This is a genomic window from Nostoc sp. DedQUE08, assembly GCF_034530895.1.
GTDB lineage: Bacteria > Cyanobacteriota > Cyanobacteriia > Cyanobacteriales > Nostocaceae > Nostoc.
Window position 1 is genome coordinate 129,933 of the sequence record NZ_JAVRCD010000009.1, and the last position, 26,517, is coordinate 156,449.

Consider the following 26,517-nt stretch of genomic DNA (forward strand, 5'->3'; position numbering starts at 1 on the left):
ATCCACGTTTGTGCAAAAGCGCGAACCTCGGATGCCGTGGAAATCAACCGCGCCCAGTTAGAGCCACATCAAGTGAATTATTCCACTGGTTGTTGACTAGAAAATACTGGAGCGATCGCGCTTAATTTTAACTCTGGATGGTCGCCCAATAACTGTTGACAATTCCATTCATTGCGGAATAGCAACACTGGTCGTCCCATACTGTCTTTAACTGTAGTGGTATTGAATATTCGTCCCACTTTTTCTAATGCTTCCCAACCACCCTCAACCCAACGGGCGACACTGTAGGGCAATAAATCTAATATGGTTTCTACACCATACTCATTTTGTAAACGAAACTGTACTACCTCGAATTGCAACTGACCCACCGCCGCCAAAATTGGATCGCGCTTGGCTTCATCAGTTGAATACATAATTTGCACAGCACCTTCTTCTCGCAATTCCGCAACGCCTTTTTGGAATTGTTTAGATTTCGAGGGGTTGGGATTCCTCAAAGATGCAAACAGTTCCGGCGAGAAATACGGAATCCCCTCATATTCGAGCTTTTGTCCCGTGTAAATTGTATCCCCGATCGCAAAAACACCAGGATTGTTCAAACCGATCACATCGCCAGGATAAGCCACATCAATCGATTCTCGCTCTTGAGCAAAAAGTTTTTGCGGGCGAGATAGACGGATGAGTTTACCAATGCGGGCGTGATTCACCATCATATCTTTTTCAAACTTACCAGTGCAAACCCGGATAAATGCAACGCGATCGCGGTGTTTCGGGTCCATATTCGCTTGCAGTTTAAAGACAAACCCCGAAAATTCTGGGTATGTAGGGGGAACTTCGCCAACACTGCTAACATGAGAACCGGGTTTAAGGGCATAGTCGAGGAAATACTTGAGGAATAACTCTACCCCGAAGTTAGTCATGGCGCTACCAAAGAACACAGGCGTCATTTTGCCTTCGTGTATCAACTGCAAATCTAGCTCTGGGCCAACTCCTTCTAAGAGTTCTAGATCGTTTTTCAGTTGATAGTACAGATTTTGTTCTAGCTGTTCTTCTATTCTCGGATCGCCTAACTCCACTATTGTATCGCGGGCTTCTCGGCTGCCGTGGGCGCTGCGTTCAAACAAGTGTATTTGTTGTTTGTGTCGGTCAAAAACACCTTTAAAGCGATCGCCCATCCCAATCGGCCAGTTGACTGCATAGGTTTGCAATCCCAATTCTTGCTCAATTTCATCCAACAATTCCAGAGGTTCCCTTCCGGGGCGATCGAGCTTGTTGATAAATGTAAAAATTGGGATACCCCGCAACTTACACACTTCAAACAATTTGCGGGTTTGCGGTTCTAAACCCTTTGCCGCATCAATTAACATCACTGCATTATCGGCAGCAGCAAGGGTGCGATAAGTATCTTCACTGAAATCTTGGTGTCCGGGAGTGTCCAATAAATTGATTTGACAATTCTGGTATTCAAATTGCAACACTGTGGAAGTAATGGAAATACCCCGTTGTTGCTCCATCGCCATCCAGTCAGAGGTAGCCTTACGCTGTGCCCGTCGCGCTTTGACTGCCCCAGCTTCGTGAATTGCACCCCCGTACAGGAGTAGCTTTTCAGTTAGTGTAGTTTTACCAGCATCAGGGTGAGATATAATCGCAAAGTTGCGGCGAAGTTCGACTGCTTGAATAAGTTCAGACTGAAGTTCAGTAGACATAAATGTATTTGTTTGTTAGCTAGCTTAATTTTTTTTGACTCTGGTAAGTCTTTTAATCTTAAGACAACGATGCTCATGATAGGGTCGTAGTATAACCAACAATCTGACTAAATAGGAGAAAGCAATGTACGACACAGACAAGCGAAAGCTTCTATCTGCTTTGTCTCATGGAGCTATTTTTTTCAGCACAACATTGGTATCTGTAGGCATACCTATCGCCATACTGCTTGTATCTGACGATCCTGTTGTTAAAGAAAACGCCAAAGAATCTATCAATTTCCACTTTAATGTCTGGTTTTACGGTGCAATTCTGGGAGCATTGTTTTTTCTATTCGGCTGGTTAGTGTTACCTCTATTATTGTTGGGGCCACTAGCCGGTCTGGGATATCTATTACACTGGGGATTAACAATTTGGGCACTCATCGGAGTTTTCAGCAATCCTGATATACCCTTCCGTTATCCCTATATTTTCCGAGTTTTTTAACAGAAATTTATGGGATTAGGCATAGAGCATTGGTAATTGTCAGTTATTTACTACCAAACACAAAATTTAATTGATTCGTAGCGAATTCTCTGCGTGCCTCTGCGTTTACCTCCGCGTCCCTTTGCGTTTAAATCTCAACCCTCAATTCGCCAGGATTTTTGCCAACAGACAGTCTTACCATTTTAAATTTTTAATTTCTTCATAATGTTGTTTTTTTTCCAGTCCGTCGGATAGGTGCAACCAAGCTGTAGAATACAAAATTGCCCTACAACTTGATTAAGAGTAGGGCAAAGGACAGTTAAGCACTGTTTGTAGTCTGTCTGACGGCAGGAAATTTTTAGCCTGCTTTTGTGACGCTTTGTTTTGTGTCTATTCGCGTTGTTTTTCTTGATAAAATTTTATGTTTCCTACACATCGCCCCCGTCGTCTGCGTACTCATCCCCAACTGCGCCGGATGGTTCGTGAAACTGTTTTAACAACAAGTGATTTAATCTACCCACTATTTGCTGTACCGGGTGAGGGAATCGCTAATGAGGTGAAATCGATGCCCGGAGTCTACCAACTTTCGGTAGATAAAATTGTTGAAGAAGCAAAAGAAGTTTACGACTTAGGAATTCCTTCTATTATTCTATTTGGTATTCCAGCTGATAAAGATGTGGATGCCACTGGCGCTTGGCATGATTGCGGTATCGTCCAGAAAGCGGCGACGGCAGTAAAAGCAGCAGTGCCAGATTTGGTTGTAATTGCTGATACTTGTTTGTGTGAGTATACCAGTCACGGTCATTGTGGTTATTTACAAACTGGTGATTTAACAGGACGAGTTTTAAACGATCCAACTCTGGAATTGTTGAAGAAAACGGCAGTTTCTCAAGCGAAAGCTGGTGCTGATATCATCGCGCCTTCGGGAATGATGGATGGGTTTGTGCAAGCAATTCGTCAGGGTTTGGATGAAGCAGGATTTCAAGATACGCCAATCTTGTCTTATGCTGCTAAGTATGCTTCGGGTTATTATGGCCCATTTCGGGATGCAGCAGACTCGACACCACAATTTGGGGACAGAAGAACTTACCAAATGGACCCAGGTAACGCCCGCGAAGCGATTAAAGAGATTGAATTAGATATCGCTGAAGGTGCTGATATGCTCATGGTTAAGCCAGCCTTGGCATACATGGATATTATTTGGCGCGTCAAGGAAGCAAGTAACTTGCCAGTTGCCGCTTACAATGTTTCTGGTGAGTATGCGATGGTGAAAGCTGCGGCTCTCAATGGTTGGATTGATGAAGAGCGGGTGGTTATGGAAACTTTAATTGGGTTTAAACGCGCTGGTGCAGATTTGATTTTGACTTATCATGCCAAAGATGCGGCGAGATGGTTAAAGTAAGGTGTGCGATTGAATGCTAAGAATTGAGAAAATCTCACGCAGAGGCGCAAAGACGCAGAGTTGTGTTTTAGTGTTTAGGCGTGAGATTCTTTGTTTATGGTTATAGGTAGATTATATGGAATAATTTCTTAATAAAATTGCTACATTTTATATCAGGTGTATTAGCAAAAATATTACTTTTTTCAATAGTATTTATTTGAAAGTTATGTTTGATTTTCTCTAAAATAAAATCACCATATGCCATATTAAGTAATATCTATACACAACAAGATTAAATTCTAATCCGTGCAGTCATTGAGTCGGTTAATGACATCTCAAAAACCTGTACCAAATAGAATACGTCATCTTAGCGTATTTAACTTTTTGGTCAATGTGATGGTTTGATCGCTTATACTTATCTTCCTAAAAAACCCTCACTTAAGTTGGTATTTTCCAATCAAAAAGTTTTCAATGTATTTTATACATTAGCTTTACGTTTTATTACATAAATAAATTAGCCGTATTTGCTAGAGTGTCAGGCGATCGCTCATAAAACATCTAAAATCGAAGTTAAATAGCTTTGATATAGTTATGGCAATCACTCGCTCTATACTAGAGGTCGTTTATTTAAAAAACCTAAACTCTAACTAGTGCGATCGCTCACTGTATTTGCGACAGCAGCACGATAAAATTCTATAACCATAATCGTACTAAAAGGTCTAAATGGCAGAAACACTATTCTTCAACGCCTTACGGGAAGCCATTGATGAAGAAATGGCGCGTGACTCCAGCGTATTCGTTCTCGGTGAAGATGTTGGACATTACGGCGGTTCCTATAAAGTTACCAAAGACCTGTACCAAAAATATGGCGAACTCCGCATTCTAGATACCCCCATCGCTGAAAATAGCTTTACTGGGATGGCTGTGGGAGCCGCAATGACTGGGTTGCGTCCGATCATTGAAGGCATGAACATGGGCTTTTTACTGCTTGCCTTCAATCAAATATCCAACAACGCTGGGATGCTCCGCTATACTTCTGGCGGTAACTTTAAAATTCCGATGGTAATTCGCGGCCCTGGAGGTGTGGGAAGGCAGCTAGGTGCAGAACATTCCCAGCGACTAGAAACCTACTTCCAAGCTGTGCCAGGGTTAAAGATTGTTGCCTGCTCCACACCAAGAAACGCCAAAGGACTGCTGAAATCCGCTATCCGCGATGATAATCCAGTGTTGTTCTTTGAACACGTTTTACTTTACAACTTGAAAGAAGATTTACCACAAGAAGAATACCTCCTCCCCCTAGATAAAGCAGAAATTGTGCGTCCAGGGAAAGATGTGACAATTATTACTTATTCGCGGATGCGCCATCATGTAGTGCAAGCCGTCAAAACTCTTGAAAAACAAGGATACGATCCAGAAGTTATCGATTTAATATCCCTTAAACCATTAGATTTTGATACCATTGGTGCATCAATCCGTAAAACCCATAAAGTCATTGTTGTGGAAGAATCGATGCGCACTGCCGGTATTGGAGCAGAAGTCATCGCCTCAATCAACGATCGCTTTTTTGATGAATTGGATGCGCCTGTACTACGACTTTCTTCCCAAGATATCCCCACACCTTACAACGGCAATCTGGAACGACTAACAATCATCCAACCAGAGCAAATAGTAGAAGCTGTGGAAAAAATGGTGGCGTTGCGAGTCTAAAAGTTAAGAGTTAAAAGTTAGGAGTGAGGAGTTAAAAATTTAATATTGAATTTACAACTCCTAACTCCCAACTTCTAACTATCAACTCCTAACTCTCAACTCCTAACTCCCAACTCCCAACTCATAACTCCTCAAAAGAGCGCTATTATAGCCTTTGTCAGATGCGAGTTATGGTATGCAAAGACAGCGATCGCTATTAATTTTGATTTTAGTCCTGATAATCGCCGCTATTACGGTGATTGCCACAATTCCGATACCTCTTGGGCTAGACTTGCGCGGAGGTTCACAGCTCACAATTCAGGTGAAACCATCAGCGGATATCCCCAAAATCACCGAACGCGAATTGGAAGGTGTGAAGAAAGTTGTCGAAGGCCGGATTAATGGTTTAGGTGTTTCTGAGCCAGTAATCCAAACAGTCGGTACAGATAAAATATTGGTACAACTACCAGGAGTCAACGATCCAGAACAAGCTGAACGGGTGCTAGGGGGTACAGCACAGTTAGAATTTCGTACCCAAAAGGCGAATACAGAAACTCAGCTGCTTGCTTTTCAAGCATCAAGAGCTGAATTGAAATTCAAGCAAGAAGAATTAAGAAAGAGTAACGACAAAGCGGCAATTGTCAAGAATCAAGAAGACTTACAAAAAAATAATCAAGCGATCGCAGAATTGTTTGAAAGCACTAATCCACCACTAATTGGCAAATACCTCAAGGATGCCTATGGTGAACCCACTCAAGGTAACAACTGGAATGTTGCCATTCGCTTCGACCAAAAGGGTGGTGAACTGTTTGCCAATTTGACGAAAAACCTCGCCGGTACTGGGCGTAGCATTGGTGTTTTTCTAGACAATGAACTAATCAGCGCTCCTACTGTAGGTATAGAATTTGCCGCTACTGGGATTACAGGTGGTTCTGCCGTGATTACAGGACGTTTTACCGCCCAACAAGCTAATGACTTAGGCGTGCAGTTACGTGGTGGCGCATTACCCGTACCAGTAGAAGTTGCAGAAAGGCGGACAGTCGGAGCAACCTTGGGTAAAGATAGCATTCAAAGTAGTATTTATGCTGGAGTCGGTGGTTTGACTTTAGTATTAATATTCATGGTGGTTTACTATCGACTACCAGGATTGATTGCGGATATATCACTAGTGATCTACTCTCTCTTAACTTGGTCAACCTTTGCTTTATTGGGCGTTACCCTAACTTTGCCTGGAATTGCTGGTTTTATTCTCAGTATTGGGATGGCAGTTGATGCCAATGTGCTAATTTTTGAAAGGACGCGGGAAGAATTGCGGGCGGGTAAATCTCTGTATCGTTCTGTAGAATCGGGTTTTTATCGGGCATTTTCTAGTATTTTAGATAGCAACGTCACTACATGGATTGCTTGCGCTGCCCTATTTTGGCTGGGGTCTGGTTTAGTTAAAGGTTTTGCTCTAACCTTAGCTTTGGGGGTAGCTGTAAGTATGTTTACTGCAATTACCTGTAGTCGAACATTGCTATTTTTGGCAATTTCAATTCACTCCTTGCGCAAGACAGAACTTTTCTGTCCAAACCTGCCAGCATCGAATAAGGCAGAGGTGACTCAATGAAACTAAGCATTAATAAATCGCGATCGCTTTGGTGGAGTATTTCTGCCGCTATCATCATCGCTGGTATCATCTCAATGGTGATTTCTTGGCAACAACCTAGTATTCGTTCCCCCTTACGCCCCGGTTTAGATTTTATCGGTGGTACGCGGTTGCAGTTTGTTCGAGATTGCACCAAACCCGGTAACTGCGACAAACCAATTAATATCAACGCTGTCCGGGAAGTAGCAAAAGCACAGGGACTAGGTGATAGCAGTATCCAACTTGTCTCAGAAAATGGTGTAGAAAATGGTGTACTAATTCGGTCAAAAGATTTGAGTGTCGATCAGCGTACCAAATTACAAAACGCTTTGAGCGAAGAAATCGGCGTTTTTGACCCGCAAAAGAACCAAATTGACTCCGTTGGCCCCACATTAGGCAGAGAACTGTTTACATCCGGGATGTTAGCTCTGATAGTTTCCTTCATCGGTATTACTATCTACATGAGTTTCCGCTTCCAGTTAGATTATGCTGTGTTTGCGATCGTTGCCCTACTCCACGATATCTTGATTACAGTTGGGGCTTTTTCATTTTTGGGTTTGGTGGCAGGCATCGAAGTAGATAGCCTTTTTATCGTCGCCTTACTTACGATCACAGGTTTTTCAGTCAACGATACAGTGGTAATTTACGATCGCATTCGGGAAACCCTTAAAATCCATCCCGAACAGCCGATTGCCCAAATTGTAGATGATGCGGTTAACCAAACATTGACAAGATCGATCAACACTACCTTAACCGTATTACTGACATTATCTGCAATCTTTTTATTTGGTGGAGAAACACTGAAAAACTTTTCGCTGGCTTTGATTATTGGCTTCACAATGGGGGCTTATTCGAGTATTTTCATCGCCAGTACTCTTCTAACTTGGTGGCGAGAGCGAAAAGGAGAATCCCAAATGTTAGACAACGCTGATTCGATTGATACATCTCCCAGTTCCCAGGATAGTTAAAAAGAGTGTATATTTCCCAATTGGGTGAAAGTATTTTGAATTGCTCACCCACGCCTTGCAATCTTATTTCCCTATGGATCAACCGCAAGAACGATTAAATACTGTCCCAGACTTTGAGAAATCTGACCCATCATTTGCTCAACAAGTACAAAGACTACATCAGCTAACAGTATATGGCAGGTGGCTGTTTGTCGGCTGTTTATGGCTGACCATTGCGCCTGCCTCGTTGTGGGGTCTACGTGCAGAAATTGCTCTGTGGCAACAATATTTTACCTGGGTGGCAGTGAGATTTGGATTGTTCTACCATCCACTGTCTACCTTCGGTCTCGCTTTTTGTCTGGGGATGACTGCTGCTGTTTTAGTTTGGCAAAGTCGGAATATTCTACTCGGACTGCCACCGCAGGAAAAACAACGTTTAGAAAAACAAGTTTATCGGATACGTCAACAGGGAGCAACTCATCCTCTATGGAAGTGGGTTTGTCATTAAATTTTCTTTCTCTACACGTACAGCAATTTATAGCAAAATATGACTTAACCTTACAAAGAAAGGCAGGAGTTAGGAGGCAGGAGGGAATGAGTATCAATGAAAACTTGCATTTGCAGGGTTTAAAGCCCAGTTTAAACTAATAATTATACCGAGACTGCTTGCAGCGAGGTATAAAACGTCCTTGTTTCAATCCACCTTTATTAAGGGTGGGTTCCTCCTGCCTCCTGAATAGACATCTGCCCAAAAAGAATGTAGAGACTTAGTAGTGCTAAGTCTCTACAAGATTTCTGAATAATGCATATTTAATTTCATCAAATGTCTGTTCAAAGATACTGCTAAAAGTGGATGCCATACATGAACGATCTTCAGATTAAATTTAGCGATCGCAAGTCTGAAATTGACCTTTATCAACTCCAAGAACTATTAAACGTTTCCGCTTTCTGGGCAAAGGGACGCAGTATTGAAGACTTAGGTATAGCTATTGCCAATAGTGAGCCAGTGATTTCCGTTTGGAATCGCGATCTGCTCATTGGCTTTGCAAGAGCAACATCTGATGGCATCTATCGCGCCACAATTTGGGATGTTGTAATTCATCCAGAGTATCAACATAGTGGGTTGGGAAGCAATTTAGTAGAAACCGTTTTAAGACATCCTCGTATGAAGTCGGTTGAGCGAGTTTACCTGATGACTACTTACCAACAGGGTTTCTACGAAAAGATTGGTTTTCAAAGCAACACTACCACTACGATGGTGCTACACAATCAAGCTAACCGTACTTTCCTTGCTGCTACAGAAGTGCAGCTTCAAGAATCATCGAAATAGTTCCGAGCAATGAGCGCTGAGTATTAAGTATAATAACTGTAGTAGTAGAGTAGTTAAAAAGCAAGATTTCCTCTCTACTACTCAGGACTCAGCACTACTCACTAGAGGAATAGAGATTTGTAGTCTGGTAAGCTGCTGATGTGGTTCCTTGACAATGGTCGAGGGCAAGATTTCTAACTTTCCTCCCATAACTTCCACCAAAGTTTGATTGATTAATAGTCTCATTCCTGGGGAAAGAGTAGCGTTTTTTTGGTCAATCTGGGTCAACGGATCTTCAAATTTGAGCAAATCAATCGGCTCGCTCCAGGGTACAGCATGGGTTGGTAAATCTAGCCAAATGTTTACAAAATTGTTTGTAGGTAGGGTGCTACTGGAAATACAAATGCTGCCTTCCTCCATTTGAGTAATGGCAGTGTCTATTAAACTTATCAATACTTGGCGGAGCCAGAGGTAATCTGTCAAAACATAAATTTCTGAGTCTGCGGGTAATAATTGTAAGGGAAAATTGCGATTTGCCGCCAGCATATAAGTTAAGTCATGAACCTCCTCTAAAATTTCGGCTAAGGCTCTGGGCTGAATATCTAATTTATTAGTGCCGTGTTCAGCTCTTGCAACATTGAGAATTTCATCCATTAGCTTCAGCAACTTCAGCGTTCGCTCGTGAGCTTGGGCAATAAATTCTCGCTCTTCAGCTGGATTTTCACACAAATCTGACAAAATTAATTGATGTAAGCCAATCAAACCATTAAAAGGCGATCGCAATTCATGAGTAGTCCGCGCCAAAAAACCAGCTTTAAACTGGCTCATTTCCTTTGCCATCAGATATGCCAGCTGGGTTTGCTGTAGCTGTTGCGATATTAGTGACATATCCTGTTGAGCTGATGGCGCTACTGGGGATGAGCTAGATAAAACATTAGGCGCTCGCCCAAATAACTGACGGAAAACCATACCTAGTGCTATTCCTACTCCTAGATATATCCAGTTGCTCCAATTCATATCTGGCAATTATTAACTTGCTAATTAAGTACAACAGCGCCAACTAAAGTTTCAGATTTCTCTGTTGTTAACACCACGAAAACAACATTATAACTACCTATACTTAGTTATCACTCGATAAATCTAACTCGATGGCACCTTGTCGTAAAATCTGCCAATTTATCCCTGTCCATTTAGCAACAGTGGAAGGTATACCCATCCCTGGTATTTCACTCTGGTATTCTGTCGTTGCTATCAGAACCTGGGGAAACTGAGTCTCAATTTCTGCGATTGTTTGCAAAGGCGGCTGACCAGAAAAGTTGGCGCTAGTGGTGGCAAGAGGGCCTGTTTGCGCCAAAATAGTTTGAGCGATCGCACTGTTTGGTACTCGAATCCCAATTGTTGTTGGATCGATAGGATTCATAACTTTTGGTAAGCGTTCACTCGCTGGCAAAACTAATGTCAGCCCTCCTGGCCAATATTTATCTGCTAATTCTTGCCAAACTTTATATTCATTCTCACTACCTTTGACATACGGCCACAAATCTTCAGCACTAGCTGCCATCAAAATCAAAGGTTTGTCTTGACTGCGTTGTTTCGCCGCAAAAATTAACGCTGCTTTCTCTGGTATCGCTGCAAGTGCCGGAACAGTATCAGTCGGAAAGCTCACTAAAAGACCAGCGCGTGCGCCAACTATTAGATTTTCTAAAGAAACTTGGGTCATATTTACAAAGTTAGGAGTAGAGACGCGATTAATCGCGTCTGTGCAGGAGTAAGGAATTTCATAACTCATAACTCATAACTCATCACTCCTAACTTTTATAGGCCAGGGCAAAACGTTCAATTCCAGCTAAATCAGCGTGAATTTGAATCTTACAATAGCTACCTTGATTTTGTAAAAGTTCTCGCACTGCATCCGCTTGTCCAGCCATCATCTCAATTAGCCACACGCCACCCGATTGCAAATAACTGGGGGAGACTTCGATCAAATGACGAATACAATCTAAGCCATCAAGGCCACCATCCAAAGCTAGATGTGGTTCGTGGTTAACGACTTCTGGTTGCAAAGTCAGTAAGGTGCTGGTGGGGATGTAAGGGGGGTTCGACACCATACCACTGAACTGACCTTTTAAGAATGTCAGTGGCTCCCACCAAGAACCTTGATAAAATTGAATCCGGTCAGCAAAACCCAAATTATCGGCGTTGGATCGAGCGATCGCCAAAGCCTCTAAACTATAATCAACTGCATGAATTGTTGCTTTTGGCAAGACATCTGCTAATCCGATGGCGATCGCACCACTCCCAGTACCCAAATCTGCCCAATGTCCTGAGACACCGTTAGCAGCTGCTAAAGCTAAATCAATTAAATACTCTGTTTCTGGTCTGGGAATCAAAACTGCGCTTGACACCGCAATTTGAAAGTTACGCCAAGGTGTCACACCGGCAATGTACTGCACTGGTAAGCGGTCATTTAATCGCCTCTGCCACAGTTGGTCTAACTCTTCTAGCGGCAATTGCAGTTGAATTTGCGGCCAGTTTTTAAAAGACTCTAAACGCAGTGCCAAGCGGTCTAATCCAGCAACTTCGAGGAGCAACCAATCTACTTCCATTGGTGGGACATCAGTGGCGATCGCTGCTTCAAGAGCTGCATTCCGCCACTGCCAAAGTTGTAAACCAGAGACTATCGGATGTTTCTCCCCCATACCTCAACCTTGGAGCGCATATCCGTTATTTTTTCGGAGCGGGGGCGGCAGCTGGCTTGGCAGCTGGTGATTGATTTGGCGCCAGGGAGCGAATAAAATTGATCGACTCCCGTGATGGATAGAGAACAATTTTATTGATACTAGGATCGCTGCTGCTATTGAGAGCTTCCATAACACCGTACAAATCTACCACCTGAATTTCAGTATTGGCTCCTTCCTTTGGCACGGCTTTTTTGAATTCCTCTAACAGAGCCACTGCTTGTTCTTTCTCAAAAAAGAAAGGGATGTATCGCTCATTACCTTTAGCAAGGGGAATAGTCAGATAGCTATTATCTTTCTTAAATTTGGGTACAAATAGAGGAATACCATTGAATTGCTCCACCTTTTTACCATTTTGATTGATCATACTTGTTGCCGAAGCTACTTGTTGTTGCGTCGGAACTAAAGTATAAATCACAGAATCTGATTTCTTTTTGCTTTCTTGAACTATTTTATAGTAGTCTGCCAAGGACAAAGGTCTAACCTGTAGAGTGCCTGCTAACTGGGGATTTTCTTTTTTGAGCCGATTGTCAAGGAATTTTTGAGCATCTTGCTTGCTAATAAAAAATCCCACTTGTGAGATCGGCTTAGATGCGTTGTTTCTTGAAAGAACTACAAATTCGCCTTTAGGATTGGTGAGCGTGAATACTGGTACTTCTTGGAGCTTTTTCACTACTTGATCTTGTGGCAGAGCGATCGCCTCTAGATTGCCCATTCCTGGTATATTGGCTATTCCTGAAAGCCCTGTTAAAAATACACTGCCAGCTATACCCAATGTTGCGCCTAAGCGAATAAATGATTTCATGACTGCTCCTCGCATCAATAGTCCAATTAAATTAAACAAATGGTTGGATTTGCACAGCACCAACTAGCTTTAGTTATATAGCAATTCATTTTAGTTTTGAAAAATTCATTATGCGCGTTGAGGTTGAGTGTTAAGCGTCAACGGTCAAAATCCAATGTTCCCTAACTATTTAGAGTTGCTATAGTATCGTTTTCACAAGTTGGCTGTGCTAACGTTGTGTTTTTCTAGGTTTGCTTCGCTATTGACCGCGAAATGCCGTAGATGCTAATTATATGTCTTCTCAAACAGCAAAAAGCCTATCCATCTCTCCAACCTTGGAGATGATAAATGCCATTTTATCGGCTTTTTCTAAAATTAGTTGACGCTATTAGTTAATCAATCGTTCCATCTGCGATTGCTTTAATACAGCAGTTTTCATTTGTATGAAGTACAAAGTCATTGGTTTTGAGGCAGGAGGCAGAAGGCAGAAGGCAGAAGAATAATTTAATTTGTAAGCCTTTGGTTTTGTACCTCACTTAGTTGCAAACTGCTGTATCTTCTCAAATCTATACAAAGCTTAGTGTTCAGAATATCTTACTATTTAATGACGAAATTTGTCTGTTAGGCTTCAACTACAAAACAGCCTAATTGGTCTTCTCCGTAAAAATATGTAATTCAATTGCATATTTAGCAAAGAAAACCTGGCTAATTACCCTAAGTGTTAACTATATTAATTAAATCGGGATGACAGGATTTGAACCTGCGGCATCCTGCTCCCAAAGCAGGCGCGCTACCAAGCTGCGCTACATCCCGTTATACTCATCCGCTTTTTTGGGTTTGGTTTTTAGCTCCCCATCAAAGCGATCGCGCTTTCACAAAAGCGTTAAGGCAATCATATCACATAACACTGCTCATGCCTAATATATTTATATCTTCTGCAAATACTAGCTAGATTTAGATATTTGGACTGATAAAGGTTAAAGGTTTGTCTGCCGACTTAGTTTTACAAGAGATATTACTTGTGCGTTCGTCGGCTAAACCTTGTCAAACCAAATTTAAATAATAGATTTGTACTACTATACCTGATTTTATTGTGCGAATCGGGTTTTATTTGGATTGAGCATTAGTGAGGATACCAGAACATGCCTTTGATGCCTTCTGGATCGGCCATAAACCCCATAGTTCGGTAGAAATCTACAACATGGGGGTCAGCGAAGAGAGTGACATTACTAATTTCTTCACTCCTAAGTTTTTTGAGAACGTATTTCATTAGCGCCTTCCCCAGTCCTTGACTTTGAAAGTCTGGGTGAACCACTACATCCCAGATAGTGGCATTAAAGGCGTGATCTGAGGTAGCACGGGCAAAACCAATGAGCCGCTTTTGGTTTCCTCTCACTTGCCACATTGAAGCAACGAGAAAACTATGCTCAATAGCTTTTTTTACTTTTCTTAGAGGACGACGCGACCAACCAACTGCATCACAGAGTTCTTCTAGCTCATATAGGTCAATATCTCGTTCCGTACTGAAGACGATCCGAGCCTCCTTTGAAGCAGCTTCGCTAATACTACTGGGGCTGGAGTTGCCCGCAGTTTCTGCTGTATGCTCTTCAAAGAGATTTGTCCTAGTTGTCCCTACAGATTCAGGAGTACTAAACCAAGTTTTCCAAAAACCCATGCCAACGCGGTTCGGGTAGTATAACTGAATTGGTTTCCACTCTCAGGAGTGTTGATTCACTTTTAACATCGCTACCCCCATTTATTACCCTATTACACTCAAATTTTTTCGGTTGTTTTCGGGATTTGCAATGGTAACAGCTAGTTAGAGCGTGTTTCACACCAATCATTTTCAACTTTAGCATTTTGTTGTAAAGGCTAGGAGAAATTCACCAAAAGCGTAAGGATATAAACAATTCAAAATTCAAAATTCATAATGGAAAAACCTAATCCTGGCAATTGCTCCTATAGAGCTTAAATGCACGTTAGCTTAGGAGTGAATTGTATACACGGGATTGGGCATTGGGTATCGAGAACACTCTTCTGTTGTCCCCTTGTCCTCCCAGTCCCCAATCCTCAGTCCTTAGTCCTTAACACCCAACCCTCAACACCCAGCCCCCAGATGACGAAAGCAAGCGAGTTTTACCCTTAACAATGGCTTCTGGTTTAAAATCTTCGACACTGGAACTCCTAAAGCGCTTTAACCGAGCGTTTCCCCAGTTTTATGAGCAATTCGTCAGTAGTGAAATTCAACTGCAAAATTTGCGGTTAGCCTACCGTCTCTATAAAACTAGACGCGCTGTTATTGAACTAAAACCGGAAGGAAGCAAAAGTGCCCTGCATTTTGCTTACCGCAACCAGTCTTTTCTCCTCAGCGATATTTTTGGTGTACTAGCAGCTTATGGGTTGACTATCCACGGTTTAAGTCTATACGGTCAAATCCGTCCGCCAATGTTAGTTTTTATCAAACTTTTGGTATCTCGTGGTAGTAAAGCCTTGACCGAGAAAACCGCAGAAAATGTCTGTCGCGCCATTCGCGAGGCTTTAGGAGGTCGGTTTGAGGTAGAAGAGATGCTGGCGGTAGAATTTAATCTTGACACTGGCTTAGAGCAGGTACAAACTGAGTTTTATGTCGATCCGGTATTTCATCTCCCTGCTCTAGTGATTGAAGCTGATAATCAACCAGGATTATTCTACAAAGTGATGTATGCTATCTGGCAGGAAGACCTTTTGGTAGTCAATGCCAATTTACTGGTTTGGCGCGGACGTACACGGCTAATTCTCTACTTGTTAGGGCCGAATGAAAGTCTCATTCCTGAATATCTGGGTCACAAAATTGCTGAAGGAGTGCGACAGAGGTTGCTGGGTAAATAAAAAAGTGAGAAGTTATGAGTTATGAGTTATGAGTTAAAAATTCCTCACTCCTAACTTCTAACTCTTTCTACTTTAGTATTTAGTCGCACCCATCCTTAAGGGTACGATACAAGTATGGCAACTATCGAAATCTTGGGCGTTCCACACGCATACGAGCTAACGGCTCCCACTTCCTGCCCCCATGCTTTGGTATTTATCCACGGTTGGCTCAATAGCCGTGGATATTGGCAACCTGTGATTTCCCGCCTATCAGATGATTTGCAGTGCTTGTCCTATGATTTGCGGGGTTTTGGTGAATCCCAATCTCAGATAAAAACCGATTTTAGTCAAGCACAAACGTCTTTGAGTATGACGCCCATCTCCAGTAGTATGGCTGACTCATCTTTCGATTCTCTTTATACTCCTGCTGCGTATACTCAAGATTTAGCAGTTCTCCTGAAACAGTTGAATATTAGAAGTGCTTGGCTAATTGGTCACTCATTAGGCGGGACGATCGCTCTTTGGGGAGCAGATCAAATACCTGAGCGTGTTAAGGGAGTTATCTGTATCAACGCTGGCGGTGGTATTTACCTCAAAGAAGCCTTTGAGCAGTTTCGCTCGGCAGGTCAGAAATTTTTGCAAGTCCGTCCGCGCTGGCTGTCCCAAGTGCCTTTGATTGATTTGCTGTTTACCAGAGCTAGTGTAGCTCGTCCTTTAGAGCGCTATTGGGCACGTCAACGAGTAATAGATTTCGTTGTGGCTGACCCAGAAGCCGCTCTGGGAACTTTGTTAGACTCCACAACTGAAGAAGAAATCAATCGTTTACCTGAGCTAGTATCCCAACTGAAGCAGCCAGTTTATTTTTTGGCTGGCGCAGAAGACAAGGTTATGGAACCCAAGTATGTGCGCCATTTAGCCAGCTTTCACAGGCTTTTTCAATATTGTGGTGACAATGTTTTGGAAATTCCTAATTGCGGACACCTGGCTATGTTAGAACAGCCGGATGCAGTGGCCGATCACATTCGGGCGATAGTCAATAGTTATAGGGTATAGGGTATTGGGCATTGGGCATTGGGCATTGGTAGTTACAAATGACAAATGACAAATGACAAATGACAAATGACAAATGACTACTCAACAGATTGATACAACTTCATCACCTGAGTAAGCCCTAATCTAGATTCAACGCCTAGTGTCAGGGGGGACGTATGACCACGGGATAGATGGTCAGCGGCGGCACAGCCAATCATGGCGGCGTTATCGGTACAGAATTTTAAAGGTGGGAAGAGGACGCGTAGGTTATGTTTAACGGCGGCGGCTTGGAGATTTTTTCTCAAGCCGCTATTAGCTGCTACACCGCCACCAATGGCAATTGTGTCTAGACTATAGTCAAGGGCACAGGCGATCGCTCTTTTGGTTAGCGATCGCGCTACCGCATCCTGAAAGCTAGCTGCTATATCTGCCACTGGCACTTGTCCACTATCTTTTTCTAACTGCTGCACTAAACGTAATACAGCCGTTTTTAACCCACTAAAACTCGCATCATAACGATGAAACCCCCCACCAGGTAAAGAAACTTTTCCTTCCGGTAAAGCAAAGGCTTGAGGATTACCCTGCTGTGCCAACTTGTCGATCGCTGGTCCACCCGGATAACCCAACTTTAACAATCGCGCCACTTTATCAAAGGCTTCACCCGCAGCATCATCACGGGTTTGTCCCAGAGTTTCGTACATACCACAATCTTTGACATAAATCAAGCTTGTATGTCCGCCTGAAACCAGTAAGCTAAGAAAAGGGGGATTTAAAGTTGATTCGCTCAAGTAAGTTGCACAGATGTGACCTTCGAGGTGATGAACTCCCAAAAATGGCTTATTGTGTACCATCGCTAGAGTTTTGGCAGCAGTTAACCCTACCAATAGCGCTCCTACAAGTCCAGGGGCACAAGTGGCGGCAATTGCGTCAATTTGTCCCCAATCTAGTTGGGCTTGCTCTAAGGCTTGTGCGATCGCAACATTTATCGTTTCCAAGTGCTGGCGAGACGCTACTTCTGGTACTACCCCGCCATACTGCTGATGGACTGGAATTTGCGAGGCTACGATACTGCTGCAAACTTTACGATTGTTAACAATTGCGACGGCTGTTTCATCACAACTGGTTTCTATTGCTAAAACGGTTGTCATTGAGAGTGCTGAGTCCTGAGTCCTGAGTCCTGAGTCCTGAATAGTAAAGAAAAAATCTTGCTTCTTTACTACCCTACAACAACTCTTCTACTGAGGACGGGCTAAACGCCCCGCTTTTGCTAACAGCACTCGGAACTCAGGACTAATTTTGGTTGAGAAGCTTTAACTTTTATTTACTTAAACTTTACTCGGTTCCCACCCAAGAGTATGATGACTTCCTAGTTATGCAAAAAAACAACTGTACAAGCCGCTTCGTTTTGTACAAAGAACTTCTTGTTTTGTAATAAAAGGAAACAACTCTATGCGACGATTGTTTGCTTTGATGTTAGCGATTAGTCTTTGGTTCAACTTTGCCCCCCCAGCACAAGCTTTAGGGGCTAATTTGACACCGTGCAGGGACAATCCCGCTTTTCAACAGCTAGCAGCTAATGCCCGTAATACCACCGCCGATCCCCAATCAGGGATAAAACGATTTGAGCGTTATTCTCAAGAACTGTGTGGTCCTGAGGGGTATCCCCACTTGATTGTTGATGGTCGTCTAGATCATGCTGGTGATTTCCTGATCCCTAGCATTTTGTTTCTATATATTGCTGGTTGGATTGGCTGGGTAGGTCGTGCCTATCTGCAAGCAGTCAAAAAAGACCCGAACACTGAACTAAAAGAAATCCAAATCGATATTGGTTTGGCACTACCTATCATAGCGTCAGGCTTTACTTGGCCAGTAGCAGCAGTCCAAGAACTTCTCTCTGGAAAATTAGCAGCCAAGGATACAGAAATTCCCATTTCCCCACGCTAAATCAGTTTAACTAATTCATTCGTTTTGGAGACTAAATTCATGGCAGACAAAGGCGACCAATCAGCTTATTTGATTAAATTCATTTCCACAGCGCCTGTGGCCGCTACGATATGGCTGTTCATCACAGCAGGTATCTTGATTGAATTCAACCGCTTTTTCCCCGACCTACTTTTCCACCCACTACCATAAGTGTCAAATGGAATTTAGGACAGTTGAATCGATGTCTTGTTTTTTGCTTAATATTGTGTAGATGATTTTTTCATCTTAGTTAGGCAGAATTCTCACTAAAATAGTCGGCAAAAATAGTTTTTTGAAACTCGTGATACTGTTTACAGATCGCGAGTTTCACGGTTTTAAAATAAGCTAAATTAATTTTTCTAAACTTCCTAAACAAAATGCTTCTTTAGCGACAATTATTATTAATATAAAAATGCCACCATTTTAATTTAGAGGCGAACATAAAATATGGCACAAGCAGTAGATGCATCAAAGAATCTTCCTAGCGATCCTAGAAATCGGGAAGTTGTTTTTCCCGCATTTGGCGATCCGCAGATAGGCAACCTAGAAACCCCGGTTAATTCTTCTCCCTTGGTCAAGGGGTTTATTAATAATTTACCTGCTTATCGCCCAGGTCTGGCTCCTGCTAGACGCGGTTTAGAAGTTGGTATGGCTCATGGTTACTGGCTATTTGGCCCCTTTGCCAAATTAGGCCCACTGCGGGACACAGATAATGCTAACTTAGCTGGGTTACTGTCAGCCATTGGCTTGGTTGTAGTTCTCACAGGCGCTCTATCACTGTATGCAAATAGCAATCCACCCAAAGCACTTCCTAGTGTTACCGTACCCAAGCCTCCAGCAGATGCTTTTAACTCTAAAGAAAGCTGGAACAACTTCGGCAGTTCTTTCTTGATTGGTGGTATTGGTGGTGCAGTAGTTGCTTACTTTTTGACCAGTAATTTGGCACTAATTCAAGGTCTATTTGGTTAATTACTGGGAGTTAGCAGTAGAGACGCGACGCCAGTCGCTACAACGGGGAGGCAGCGCGGTCTTGGGGGTTCCCCCCATGAGTGATTGCCGTGGGAACCCCCGCAACGCGCTGGCTCATTAATCGCGTCTATACAGGAGTTAAGAATTAGGAGTTTATAATTCATAACTTCTAACTCTTAACTCCTAATTTATTTAAACAAAACTCCTTCAATATCATTTAAAGCAGTTTCAAAATCGTCATTAACGATTTGAATATCAAATTCATCTGCGGCTTGAATTTCTTCTTGGGCGTGAAGCAGACGACGGGCGATCGCTTCTTCAGAATCTTGGGCACGAGAGCGTATTCGTTTCTCTAATTCATCAAAGGAAGGCGGTAAAATAAAAATGCTGAGGGCACTGGGGAAAGAAGCACGAATTTGTCTTGCCCCTTCTAGTTCAATTTCCAGCACCACCAACTTACCGAAATGAATTTGGTTAAGTACTGCTTCACGGGGTGTGCCGTAATAGTTACCAGCAAATTCTGCCCATTCTAAAAATTCACCTTCAGCAACTAATTGTTCAAACTTACTGCGACTGATGAAGTAATAACTTTTGCCATCGATTTCCCCTGGACGGGGAGAACGAGTTGTCACGGATACGGAATAATAGAGTTCTGGATGACGCTCTAGGAGCGATCGCATTAAAGTACCTTTGCCGACCCCACTGGGGCCAGTTAAAACAATTAACCTGCCTAAATGTAAGCATTCTTCGGTAGTCGCACTACTCTGGATGGGTAAAGCTGGCATCATCCCTTCAACCTGTGAATCAATCAATACATATTATTCATTAGTCTTGTGTTCTTGGTTTAGTCCACTAATGACTAAAGAATTTGTAGCAAGAGTGACATAAAATTTGTCTAATTCACATGGTACTACCGATCCGGTACAAACAGGAGTGGGAAAAATCCACTGCTAATCAATTATCTACAGTTTGATGATCGCGAGAAATTACAAAGCGATTCGCTACCGTTTCCGGCTGAATTGCTGACAGAATTACGTGGCTGGAATCGGTGATAATTACAGCTCTCGTGCGACGACCGTAAGTTGCATCAATCAGTTGACCTCTATCCCGTGCATCGGTAATAATCCGCTTAATCGGGGCAGACTCTGGACTGACAATGGCAACTACTCGGTTGGCAGACACGATGTTACCAAACCCGATGTTAATTAACTGAATGTCCATAAAAAAACTGACGCTAAAGGCGGTTTGATAAAGCTTGAAATAAACTTCTTTCCATGTTATCGCCAAAAAACGGGAGTTACAACGCTTAAATTCAAGCCAATCTGCGTTTTTAAATAATGTCTGCTTCTTTTAGCTATTTACTAGCTATTTTTCCTAAAAATATTCCTAAAGATACAGGTAAAATCATACTGATACGAGCTAGTTAGGTAATGTATCTTCTATGAAAATAACTAGTACCGCAAAAGGCTAATTCAAAATTCACAATGACGCTTGCAGACTCACGAACAAAATTCAAACAGGTATACAGCGTAAGCATTTTATTGATTTGAAATGAGTAATTTATTTACGCCGTGCTGTAAAAAGTTAGCTTACCTTTAACAAGGGGCTATGCCGCGCCAGAGCATTTCAAAGAAAGTAAATAACTTTCAAACTTGTGTTATTGTTCATTATTCAATCTTTAAATCTCCTCAATCAAACGATCCTAATCAAGATGTTCTAAATCTCGTTCTTGCAATTATTTTAATATAGTTTCTAACCACAAGTGATAATCCTGTTTATAGACAATTTGAGTAAGTATTTTTAGACATTACTTAATATTCTTCTAATTTACGAAGATTGGGAATTAGGTTTTATTAACGTAAACTTCCAGCTTCACAATCGCGCAACCAAGCTTTAACTCCTTGGGCAACAGTACCGTTACTACTATCTCGTGGTGGAGATAGTGGCTGCTGTTGTGAATAGGAACCAACTTGAGAAAACATCATCACTAGTTGCCAACCACTTTTAGTTTTAGTCAATAACAGCCAGTGAAATTCTTGTAATTCTACAACTTTCCGATCTATGTACTGCCGCTCCAAGGTAGTAAAGAAAACTTGCTCAACTTCTGATGCAGCACTTTTAGACGTATCTGCACTATATTCTTCAAGGTTAAGGGGCAGAGGAGTAAACTCAGGTCTTCCTGCCACTAACATATAACTGTAAACCTGACTGCTTCTACTGAGGCGGCGGGCGCGTTGACTAGCACGATTGGTATAACTAGGTAAATCTTGCAATAGCTGTATAGTTAATGTTTCTAAATTTTGCTCAGAACACAAAGACTTCGCACCATTGTTGAGATTTTCCCTTTCTGCTAGCGCCGAGGGTTTAGGGATAGGGTTTATCGAGAAGGCTGGGTAAGCAAAGCTATTTGAGACTACAACCCAGAAGCCACAAGCAAACAGGAAACTATAATTTTTCTGACTGAGCCAAGAGGCAAGATTGTTCTTCTCTACACCCTGGACTCTGAGTTTCTCACTGACTCTAAGCTTCATGCCACCGCGATCAACTCCTCAGAAATCCTCTTCCAGGCTAACTCAGGCTCAGTAGCAGTGGTGATGGGACGCCCAATCACTAGATAATCTGCACCAGCAATAATAGCTTGTGCTGGAGTGAGCGATCGCTTTTGATCGCCAATATCAGCCCAAGTTGGTCTAACCCCCGGACAAACTAGTAAAAAGTCATTTCCACAAGTTTGTCGTAGCTGTGCCACCTCTTGAGGCGAACAAACTACCCCATCCAAACCAGATTCCTGAGCCAGTAGGGCCATTTCTAGAGCATATTCTGGCAATTCTAGAGGTATTTTTAAATCAAATGCCAACTGTCTGGCAGAAATGCTCGTTAGCAGAGTAATCGCAATTAACTTTGGTGGTTGTACACCTGCTTTTGCAGCCCCTTCCTGTGCCGCCTCAGTTGCGGCTTTCAGGGCATCTCTACCAGCAGTAGCATGAATTGTCAGTAAATCCACTCCGTATCTAGCTGCACTCCGGCAAGCACCAGCAACGGTATTGGGGATATCATCAAACTTTAAATCCAAGAAAATGCGCTTTTGCCGAGACTTTAACACTTCCAGAATTTTCGGGCCAGTGCTGGTAAACAACTCTAAACCGACTTTCCAAAAACCAACTTGCGGGAGTTGATCTAAAAGTGCGATCGCAGCTTGTTCATCTGGCACATCCAAAGCCACAATTATTTTGTCATTGGTCATTGGTCATTTGTCATTAGTTTTTTCATTCTGACTCCCAATTTAGGGTACTAAGCGCACAAACTTATTTTTTCCAACTTGTAAAACTTTACCTTGTAATTCACCAGGAGCATCAAAAGTGGTGTCAGCATCGGTAATGCGATCGCCATCTAAACGCACGCCACCCTCTTGAATTTTCCGCTTTCCTTCCCCGGTACTTTTGCACAAGCCAGTGACATTGAGAATATACGCTAACTTAGTAGGAAATTGCTGCACGCCGGCTAGAGAAAATTCTGGTACTGCACCTTCCTTGCCGCCGCTTTGGGCTGCTTCTTTTGCTTCTTTAGCGGCTGTTTCACCGTGGTACTGTTTAACAACTTCCCATGCTAAAAGTGTCTGGCGAGCGCGGGGATTTTCTGGCAGTCGATCCAAAGGTAAATCCGTCAACAGTTCAAAATACTGTTCTAGGAGATTATCGGGAACTCCTTGCAACTTTTGATACTTCTGTCCTGCGTGTTCTGACAATCCGATATAATTACCTAAAGACTTAGACATTTTTTGCACGCCATCTGTGCCAATCAAAATTGGCAGCAGCATTCCAAATTGGGGCTTTTGACCAAAATGGCGCTGCAAATCTCTACCTACAGCAATATTAAATTTCTGATCGGTGCCGCCTAATTCCACATCTGCCTCAACTGCAACCGAATCAAAACCTTGCATTAACGGGTACAGGAACTCATGGATAAAAATCGGATTCTCTTTTTTATAGCGATCGGCAAATCCTTCCTTCGCTAACATCTGCCCCACCGTCATCGTGGAGAGTAACTCCAAAATTTTCTCTAAGTTGAGCTTAGAGAGCCATTCGGAGTTATAGCGCACCTCTAACCTTCCTGGTGTGTCAAAATCCAAGATAGGACGTACTTGATCTAAATAAGTCTGAGCATTTTTAGCTACATCTGCTTCTGTAAGTTGACGACGCACTTCAGATTTACCAGTTGGATCGCCAATACGTGCTGTAAAATCGCCAATAATTAAAACTGCTGTATGACCTGCATCTTGAAATCCTCGCAGTTTTCGTACTGGTATGCTATGACCAAGATGAATATCAGTACCTGTAGGGTCAATTCCCAATTTGACCCTTAAAGGTTTGTCTGTAGTTAGTAAGAGCCTTTCTAGACTTTCGCTGTTAACATCAGTTGATTGTGGGAAAACTTCTACTACACCACGACGCAGCCAAGCAAAATCTTGCGTCATATTAAGAGACTGATTATTAGCTATGTTTTGCACACTAGAAGTTAAGTTGGTTATAAACACTTGCAATTTATCCGCTTTCTCATCTGCCAAACTACTATAATTGCAAAAAACTAACCGCCTTGCTTCACCCAATCAATTACAGTTAAATTTACAAGTGAGGAAGTGAAATAGCCGTGTCGTCGTCTAGGACTTTTGAAGATAAACAGCCACAGCGTCGGGCTTCATCAGGTTTTGAGTTTTTGAAAGGAGTTGGTCAGGTAACTGGCGGTACTCTCCTATCAATCACCATGCTGGCAAGTTCCATTGTAGCCGGAGGACTGGTTGGTTTAGCCATCAGTTTCCGTAATTTGCCAGATGTGAGACAGCTACGTAACTTCTTCCCCTCAGAAACGACTTACATTTATGACGTTAAGGGCAAACTCTTAACCAGTATTCACGGGGAAGCCAACCGGGAAGTCGTACCTCTGGATAGAATTTCCCCGAATTTAAAACGGGCAGTATTGGCAAGTGAAGATAGCCACTTCTACGATCACCACGGTATTAACCCCACTGGTGTTGGCCGGGCTATAGTAGTTAACGCTGTAGCAGGTGGAGTCAAAGAGGGTGGCTCTACTGTGACTATGCAATTGGTAAAAAACCTGTTTTTGTCTCAAAAACGGGCCTTTACCCGTAAGTTAGCAGAGGCTGTGCTAGCAATCCGGTTAGAACAAATTCTCACTAAAGACCAAATATTAGAAATGTACCTCAATCAAGTTTATTGGGGTCATAACAATTATGGTGTACAAACGGCAGCCCGCAGTTACTTTAATAAATCATCAGAATATTTAAGCTTGGGTGAGTCAGCAATGATGGCAGGGTTGATCCAAGCACCAGAAGAATTCAGCCCGTTTGTGAGCATGAAGCTGGCAAAACAGAAACAAAAAGAAGTGCTGGGACGGATGCTGGAATTGAACTGGATCAACCAGTCAGAATACGATAATGCCCTCAAGCAAGAAATCAAACTTGGGAGAATCAAATCCTTTCAAGGTAGTGCCTTACCTTATGTAACCAATACCGTAGCGCAGGAGTTAGCTAAAAAGTTTGGGCGGGAGACACTACTCAAAGGTGGGATGCGGGTGCAAACTACGGTTGACGCCAACTTCCAAATCATGGCTGAGGAAACTGTCGTTAAGTGGCATAAAACACTGCTGGGGCAAGGATTATCTAAGAATCAAATGGCCCTAGTGGCAATCGATCCGCGCACGCATTTTATTAAAGCACTGGTGGGCGGTATAGATCCTAAGACGAGTGAATTTAATCGTGCAACTCAATCTCAGCGCCAGCCCGGATCTTCTTTTAAACCGTTTGTATACTATACTGCTTTTGCTACTGGTAAATATGGGCCAGACTCAACGGTGGTAGATGCCCCAGTTAGCTATCGAGATGGTAACGGTTGGTACTTTCCCAGAAATTATGATGGCGGTTTTAGTGGAGCTATGCCAATCCGCAGAGCTTTAGCCCAATCGCGCAACATTCCGGTGATCAAGATTGGTAAGGCTGTAGGGATGAATAGAGTTATAGAAACGTGTCGTACTTTGGGCATTATGAGTCCAATGGAACCTGTTACTTCCTTACCACTTGGTGCAATTGGTGTCACTCCTCTGGAAATGGCTAGTGCCTATGCTACCTTTGCTAATTATGGCTGGCAATCTCCACCAACTGTAATTGCCCGTGTCACCGATAGTAGTGGTAACGTGTTGCTAGATAACACTCCTAAACCACAGCTAGTTCTCGATCCTTGGGCATCAGCCGCAATTATCGATGTGATGCGATCGGTAATCACTGAAGGTACAGGTAAAGGTGCTGCTCTCGGTCGCCCAGCCGCAGGGAAAACCGGAACAACATCATCAGAAAAAGATATTTGGTTTGTTGGCACTGTGCCACAGTTGACAACTGCTGTTTGGGTAGGGAGAGATGACAACAGACAATTAGCTGACCATGCCACAGGTGGTGTCATGGTTGCTCCCATTTGGAAAGATTTTATGGAGAAGGCACTTAAGAACGTACCCGTAGAAAACTTCAAGTCACCTTCCCAGTTTTCTCGTCCCAAGTCAAATTAAAGTTAGGAGTGATAAGTTATGAGTTATGAGTTTATTGAGAACTCCTAACTCCCAACTCCTAACTTTTGTTAGGGCTGTTTTTCTAGCTCGGCTTTCATCCGTTCTAAAGTGAGGTGCATTTGGTCAAACATTTGTTGCGGAGTGACACCGAACTGACCTAATTGCGTTTTCAGTTGTTCTACTGTCATTTGTGCCATGAAATCTTCTGATAGCTCGAAGCGCTTCATAAAGATGCGGTACCGATCCATCATGGTTTCCATTTGCTCAATAAACAGCTTTTTGCCATCGCGGTCAAATTTGCCGTAGCTGTTGCCAAGCTTGATCAGCGCTTGATAATCCTCAAACAGCTGTTTTGCTTCTTGCTGAACTATTTCCGAATCGAAGAATCCCATATTGCTTATATTAAACTGAGCGCCCAGACTCAGTAGCTTAATAGTTTTACTTCTATTTATTATTTTAGTCTAGGGGAGTAATCTAGTCACGAAGCTTCGGTTTT

The 26,517-nt window shown here is 42.7% G+C and carries 26 protein-coding genes and 1 tRNA gene; 13 read left to right on the plus strand and 14 right to left on the minus strand.

Going from position 1 to position 26,517, the window contains the following annotated elements; genetic code table 11:
• Window positions 1–77 precede the first annotated feature (77 nt).
• Window positions 78–1,703 carry a peptide chain release factor 3 gene (gene prfC / locus RMY64_RS08745; RefSeq protein ID WP_322671988.1) on the minus strand — a complete coding sequence of 542 codons (1,626 nt, stop codon included), beginning with the start codon at window positions 1,701–1,703 and terminating at the stop codon, window positions 78–80.
• 124 nt (window positions 1,704–1,827) lie between these two features.
• Here prfC and RMY64_RS08750 point away from each other — a divergent pair, with 124 nt between their 5' ends.
• The 7 genes from RMY64_RS08750 (at window position 1,828) to RMY64_RS08780 (ending at window position 9,137) form a co-directional block, all read left to right on the plus strand.
• Window positions 1,828–2,187, plus strand: a complete 360-nt coding sequence (locus RMY64_RS08750; RefSeq protein WP_322640530.1) for a DUF4870 domain-containing protein — start codon at window positions 1,828–1,830, stop codon at window positions 2,185–2,187.
• A gap of 400 nt (window positions 2,188–2,587) precedes the next feature.
• Window positions 2,588–3,568 carry a porphobilinogen synthase gene (gene hemB, locus RMY64_RS08755; RefSeq protein WP_322671987.1) on the plus strand — a complete coding sequence of 327 codons (981 nt, stop codon included), beginning with the start codon at window positions 2,588–2,590 and terminating at the stop codon, window positions 3,566–3,568.
• Between the two features lie 702 nt (window positions 3,569–4,270).
• A complete protein-coding gene (locus RMY64_RS08760; protein ID WP_322671986.1) occupies window positions 4,271–5,254 on the plus strand; it encodes an alpha-ketoacid dehydrogenase subunit beta in 984 nt (327 codons plus the stop codon).
• A gap of 175 nt (window positions 5,255–5,429) precedes the next feature.
• Window positions 5,430–6,842 (plus strand): protein translocase subunit SecD, encoded by a 1,413-nt coding sequence (secD, locus tag RMY64_RS08765; protein ID WP_322672061.1) that lies wholly within the window; start codon window positions 5,430–5,432, stop codon window positions 6,840–6,842.
• Window positions 6,839–7,828, plus strand: a complete 990-nt coding sequence (gene secF / locus RMY64_RS08770; protein WP_322671985.1) for a protein translocase subunit SecF — start codon at window positions 6,839–6,841, stop codon at window positions 7,826–7,828. Before secD ends, secF begins: the two co-directional genes overlap by 4 nt.
• A 73-nt stretch (window positions 7,829–7,901) precedes the next feature.
• Window positions 7,902–8,315 carry a hypothetical protein gene (locus RMY64_RS08775; protein WP_322671984.1) on the plus strand — a complete coding sequence of 138 codons (414 nt, stop codon included), beginning with the start codon at window positions 7,902–7,904 and terminating at the stop codon, window positions 8,313–8,315.
• A 354-nt stretch (window positions 8,316–8,669) separates the two neighbouring features.
• The gene (locus tag RMY64_RS08780; protein WP_322671983.1) at window positions 8,670–9,137 is read left to right on the plus strand and encodes a GNAT family N-acetyltransferase; all 468 of its coding nucleotides are present in this window, start codon (window positions 8,670–8,672) and stop codon (window positions 9,135–9,137) included.
• 81 nt (window positions 9,138–9,218) lie between these two features.
• On the opposite strand, the gene RMY64_RS08785 is transcribed toward RMY64_RS08780, so the two are convergent.
• From RMY64_RS08785 to RMY64_RS08810, 6 genes are all read right to left on the minus strand, one after another.
• Window positions 9,219–10,133, minus strand: a complete 915-nt coding sequence (locus RMY64_RS08785; RefSeq protein ID WP_322690076.1) for a HAMP domain-containing sensor histidine kinase — start codon at window positions 10,131–10,133, stop codon at window positions 9,219–9,221.
• 103 nt (window positions 10,134–10,236) lie between these two features.
• Window positions 10,237–10,836: an L-threonylcarbamoyladenylate synthase gene (locus tag RMY64_RS08790; protein WP_322672060.1), complete on the minus strand. Its 600-nt coding sequence runs from the start codon at window positions 10,834–10,836 to the stop codon at window positions 10,237–10,239.
• Window positions 10,837–10,924: 88 nt separating this feature from the next.
• Window positions 10,925–11,815 carry a peptide chain release factor N(5)-glutamine methyltransferase gene (prmC, locus tag RMY64_RS08795; protein WP_322699832.1) on the minus strand — a complete coding sequence of 297 codons (891 nt, stop codon included), beginning with the start codon at window positions 11,813–11,815 and terminating at the stop codon, window positions 10,925–10,927.
• A 25-nt stretch (window positions 11,816–11,840) separates the two neighbouring features.
• On the minus strand, window positions 11,841–12,659 hold the full coding sequence (locus tag RMY64_RS08800; protein WP_322671980.1) for a Tic22 family protein: 819 nt from the start codon (window positions 12,657–12,659) through the stop codon (window positions 11,841–11,843).
• Between the two features lie 718 nt (window positions 12,660–13,377).
• Window positions 13,378–13,451, minus strand: a tRNA-Pro gene (locus RMY64_RS08805).
• A 310-nt stretch (window positions 13,452–13,761) separates the two neighbouring features.
• A complete protein-coding gene (locus RMY64_RS08810; RefSeq protein WP_322671979.1) occupies window positions 13,762–14,313 on the minus strand; it encodes a GNAT family N-acetyltransferase in 552 nt (183 codons plus the stop codon).
• Between the two features lie 473 nt (window positions 14,314–14,786).
• Between RMY64_RS08810 and RMY64_RS08815 the strand changes: the two genes are divergently transcribed.
• The gene (locus tag RMY64_RS08815) at window positions 14,787–15,506 is read left to right on the plus strand and encodes a hypothetical protein (protein WP_012410214.1); all 720 of its coding nucleotides are present in this window, start codon (window positions 14,787–14,789) and stop codon (window positions 15,504–15,506) included.
• Between the two features lie 114 nt (window positions 15,507–15,620).
• A complete protein-coding gene (locus tag RMY64_RS08820; RefSeq protein WP_322671978.1) occupies window positions 15,621–16,538 on the plus strand; it encodes an alpha/beta hydrolase in 918 nt (305 codons plus the stop codon).
• A gap of 77 nt (window positions 16,539–16,615) precedes the next feature.
• Here the strand turns inward: RMY64_RS08820 and tsaD are convergent, their stop codons facing one another.
• Window positions 16,616–17,665 carry a tRNA (adenosine(37)-N6)-threonylcarbamoyltransferase complex transferase subunit TsaD gene (gene tsaD / locus RMY64_RS08825; RefSeq protein ID WP_322671977.1) on the minus strand — a complete coding sequence of 350 codons (1,050 nt, stop codon included), beginning with the start codon at window positions 17,663–17,665 and terminating at the stop codon, window positions 16,616–16,618.
• A 301-nt stretch (window positions 17,666–17,966) separates the two neighbouring features.
• Between tsaD and RMY64_RS08830 the strand changes: the two genes are divergently transcribed.
• The 3 genes from RMY64_RS08830 (at window position 17,967) to RMY64_RS08840 (ending at window position 19,448) form a co-directional block, all read left to right on the plus strand.
• On the plus strand, window positions 17,967–18,461 hold the full coding sequence (locus RMY64_RS08830; protein ID WP_322671976.1) for a Photosystem I reaction center subunit III: 495 nt from the start codon (window positions 17,967–17,969) through the stop codon (window positions 18,459–18,461).
• 39 nt (window positions 18,462–18,500) lie between these two features.
• Window positions 18,501–18,650 carry a photosystem I reaction center subunit IX gene (psaJ, locus tag RMY64_RS08835; protein WP_094349471.1) on the plus strand — a complete coding sequence of 50 codons (150 nt, stop codon included), beginning with the start codon at window positions 18,501–18,503 and terminating at the stop codon, window positions 18,648–18,650.
• Window positions 18,651–18,926: 276 nt separating this feature from the next.
• Window positions 18,927–19,448 carry a photosystem I reaction center protein subunit XI gene (locus tag RMY64_RS08840; RefSeq protein ID WP_322671975.1) on the plus strand — a complete coding sequence of 174 codons (522 nt, stop codon included), beginning with the start codon at window positions 18,927–18,929 and terminating at the stop codon, window positions 19,446–19,448.
• 188 nt (window positions 19,449–19,636) lie between these two features.
• Here RMY64_RS08840 and gmk read toward each other — a convergent pair whose 3' ends face one another.
• From gmk to tyrS, 5 genes are all read right to left on the minus strand, one after another.
• Complete coding sequence (gene gmk, locus RMY64_RS08845) at window positions 19,637–20,236, minus strand: guanylate kinase (protein ID WP_322672059.1); 600 nt, start codon at window positions 20,234–20,236, stop codon at window positions 19,637–19,639.
• Between the two features lie 166 nt (window positions 20,237–20,402).
• A complete protein-coding gene (remA, locus tag RMY64_RS08850) occupies window positions 20,403–20,669 on the minus strand; it encodes an extracellular matrix/biofilm regulator RemA (RefSeq protein WP_073639751.1) in 267 nt (88 codons plus the stop codon).
• A 632-nt stretch (window positions 20,670–21,301) separates the two neighbouring features.
• Entirely contained in the window at window positions 21,302–21,979 is a 678-nt protein-coding gene (locus RMY64_RS08855; RefSeq protein ID WP_322690071.1) for a hypothetical protein, read from the minus strand.
• A complete protein-coding gene (gene pyrF / locus RMY64_RS08860; protein ID WP_322690070.1) occupies window positions 21,976–22,692 on the minus strand; it encodes an orotidine-5'-phosphate decarboxylase in 717 nt (238 codons plus the stop codon). Before pyrF ends, RMY64_RS08855 begins: the two co-directional genes overlap by 4 nt.
• Before the next feature lie 39 nt (window positions 22,693–22,731).
• Entirely contained in the window at window positions 22,732–23,922 is a 1,191-nt protein-coding gene (tyrS, locus tag RMY64_RS08865; RefSeq protein ID WP_322699833.1) for a tyrosine--tRNA ligase, read from the minus strand.
• A gap of 173 nt (window positions 23,923–24,095) precedes the next feature.
• Here tyrS and RMY64_RS08870 point away from each other — a divergent pair, with 173 nt between their 5' ends.
• Entirely contained in the window at window positions 24,096–26,021 is a 1,926-nt protein-coding gene (locus tag RMY64_RS08870) for a transglycosylase domain-containing protein (protein WP_322684892.1), read from the plus strand.
• 68 nt (window positions 26,022–26,089) lie between these two features.
• Here RMY64_RS08870 and RMY64_RS08875 read toward each other — a convergent pair whose 3' ends face one another.
• Window positions 26,090–26,413, minus strand: a complete 324-nt coding sequence (locus tag RMY64_RS08875; RefSeq protein WP_094349476.1) for a DUF1825 family protein — start codon at window positions 26,411–26,413, stop codon at window positions 26,090–26,092.
• Between the last annotated feature and the right edge of the window lie 104 nt (window positions 26,414–26,517).

Coding starts and splice junctions, on each gene's coding strand:
- RMY64_RS08840 (WP_322671975.1), top strand. CDS start 18,927: ATGGCACAAGCAGTAGATGCATCAAAGAATCTTCCTAGCGATCCTAGA.
- pyrF (WP_322690070.1), bottom strand. CDS start 22,692: ATGACCAATGACAAAATAATTGTGGCTTTGGATGTGCCAGATGAACAA.
- psaJ (WP_094349471.1), top strand. CDS start 18,501: ATGGCAGACAAAGGCGACCAATCAGCTTATTTGATTAAATTCATTTCC.
- RMY64_RS08760 (WP_322671986.1), top strand. CDS start 4,271: ATGGCAGAAACACTATTCTTCAACGCCTTACGGGAAGCCATTGATGAA.
- RMY64_RS08775 (WP_322671984.1), top strand. CDS start 7,902: ATGGATCAACCGCAAGAACGATTAAATACTGTCCCAGACTTTGAGAAA.
- tyrS (WP_322699833.1), bottom strand. CDS start 23,922: ATGACGCAAGATTTTGCTTGGCTGCGTCGTGGTGTAGTAGAAGTTTTC.
- RMY64_RS08810 (WP_322671979.1), bottom strand. CDS start 14,313: ATGGGTTTTTGGAAAACTTGGTTTAGTACTCCTGAATCTGTAGGGACA.
- RMY64_RS08750 (WP_322640530.1), top strand. CDS start 1,828: ATGTACGACACAGACAAGCGAAAGCTTCTATCTGCTTTGTCTCATGGA.
- RMY64_RS08820 (WP_322671978.1), top strand. CDS start 15,621: ATGGCAACTATCGAAATCTTGGGCGTTCCACACGCATACGAGCTAACG.
- RMY64_RS08790 (WP_322672060.1), bottom strand. CDS start 10,836: ATGACCCAAGTTTCTTTAGAAAATCTAATAGTTGGCGCACGCGCTGGT.
- RMY64_RS08855 (WP_322690071.1), bottom strand. CDS start 21,979: ATGAAGCTTAGAGTCAGTGAGAAACTCAGAGTCCAGGGTGTAGAGAAG.
- RMY64_RS08780 (WP_322671983.1), top strand. CDS start 8,670: ATGAACGATCTTCAGATTAAATTTAGCGATCGCAAGTCTGAAATTGAC.
- RMY64_RS08815 (WP_012410214.1), top strand. CDS start 14,787: ATGGCTTCTGGTTTAAAATCTTCGACACTGGAACTCCTAAAGCGCTTT.
- RMY64_RS08875 (WP_094349476.1), bottom strand. CDS start 26,413: ATGGGATTCTTCGATTCGGAAATAGTTCAGCAAGAAGCAAAACAGCTG.
- remA (WP_073639751.1), bottom strand. CDS start 20,669: ATGGACATTCAGTTAATTAACATCGGGTTTGGTAACATCGTGTCTGCC.
- tsaD (WP_322671977.1), bottom strand. CDS start 17,665: ATGACAACCGTTTTAGCAATAGAAACCAGTTGTGATGAAACAGCCGTC.
- RMY64_RS08800 (WP_322671980.1), bottom strand. CDS start 12,659: ATGAAATCATTTATTCGCTTAGGCGCAACATTGGGTATAGCTGGCAGT.
- gmk (WP_322672059.1), bottom strand. CDS start 20,236: ATGATGCCAGCTTTACCCATCCAGAGTAGTGCGACTACCGAAGAATGC.
- hemB (WP_322671987.1), top strand. CDS start 2,588: ATGTTTCCTACACATCGCCCCCGTCGTCTGCGTACTCATCCCCAACTG.
- prmC (WP_322699832.1), bottom strand. CDS start 11,815: ATGGGGGAGAAACATCCGATAGTCTCTGGTTTACAACTTTGGCAGTGG.
- secF (WP_322671985.1), top strand. CDS start 6,839: ATGAAACTAAGCATTAATAAATCGCGATCGCTTTGGTGGAGTATTTCT.
- RMY64_RS08785 (WP_322690076.1), bottom strand. CDS start 10,133: ATGAATTGGAGCAACTGGATATATCTAGGAGTAGGAATAGCACTAGGT.
- prfC (WP_322671988.1), bottom strand. CDS start 1,703: ATGTCTACTGAACTTCAGTCTGAACTTATTCAAGCAGTCGAACTTCGC.
- RMY64_RS08830 (WP_322671976.1), top strand. CDS start 17,967: ATGCGACGATTGTTTGCTTTGATGTTAGCGATTAGTCTTTGGTTCAAC.
- secD (WP_322672061.1), top strand. CDS start 5,430: ATGCAAAGACAGCGATCGCTATTAATTTTGATTTTAGTCCTGATAATC.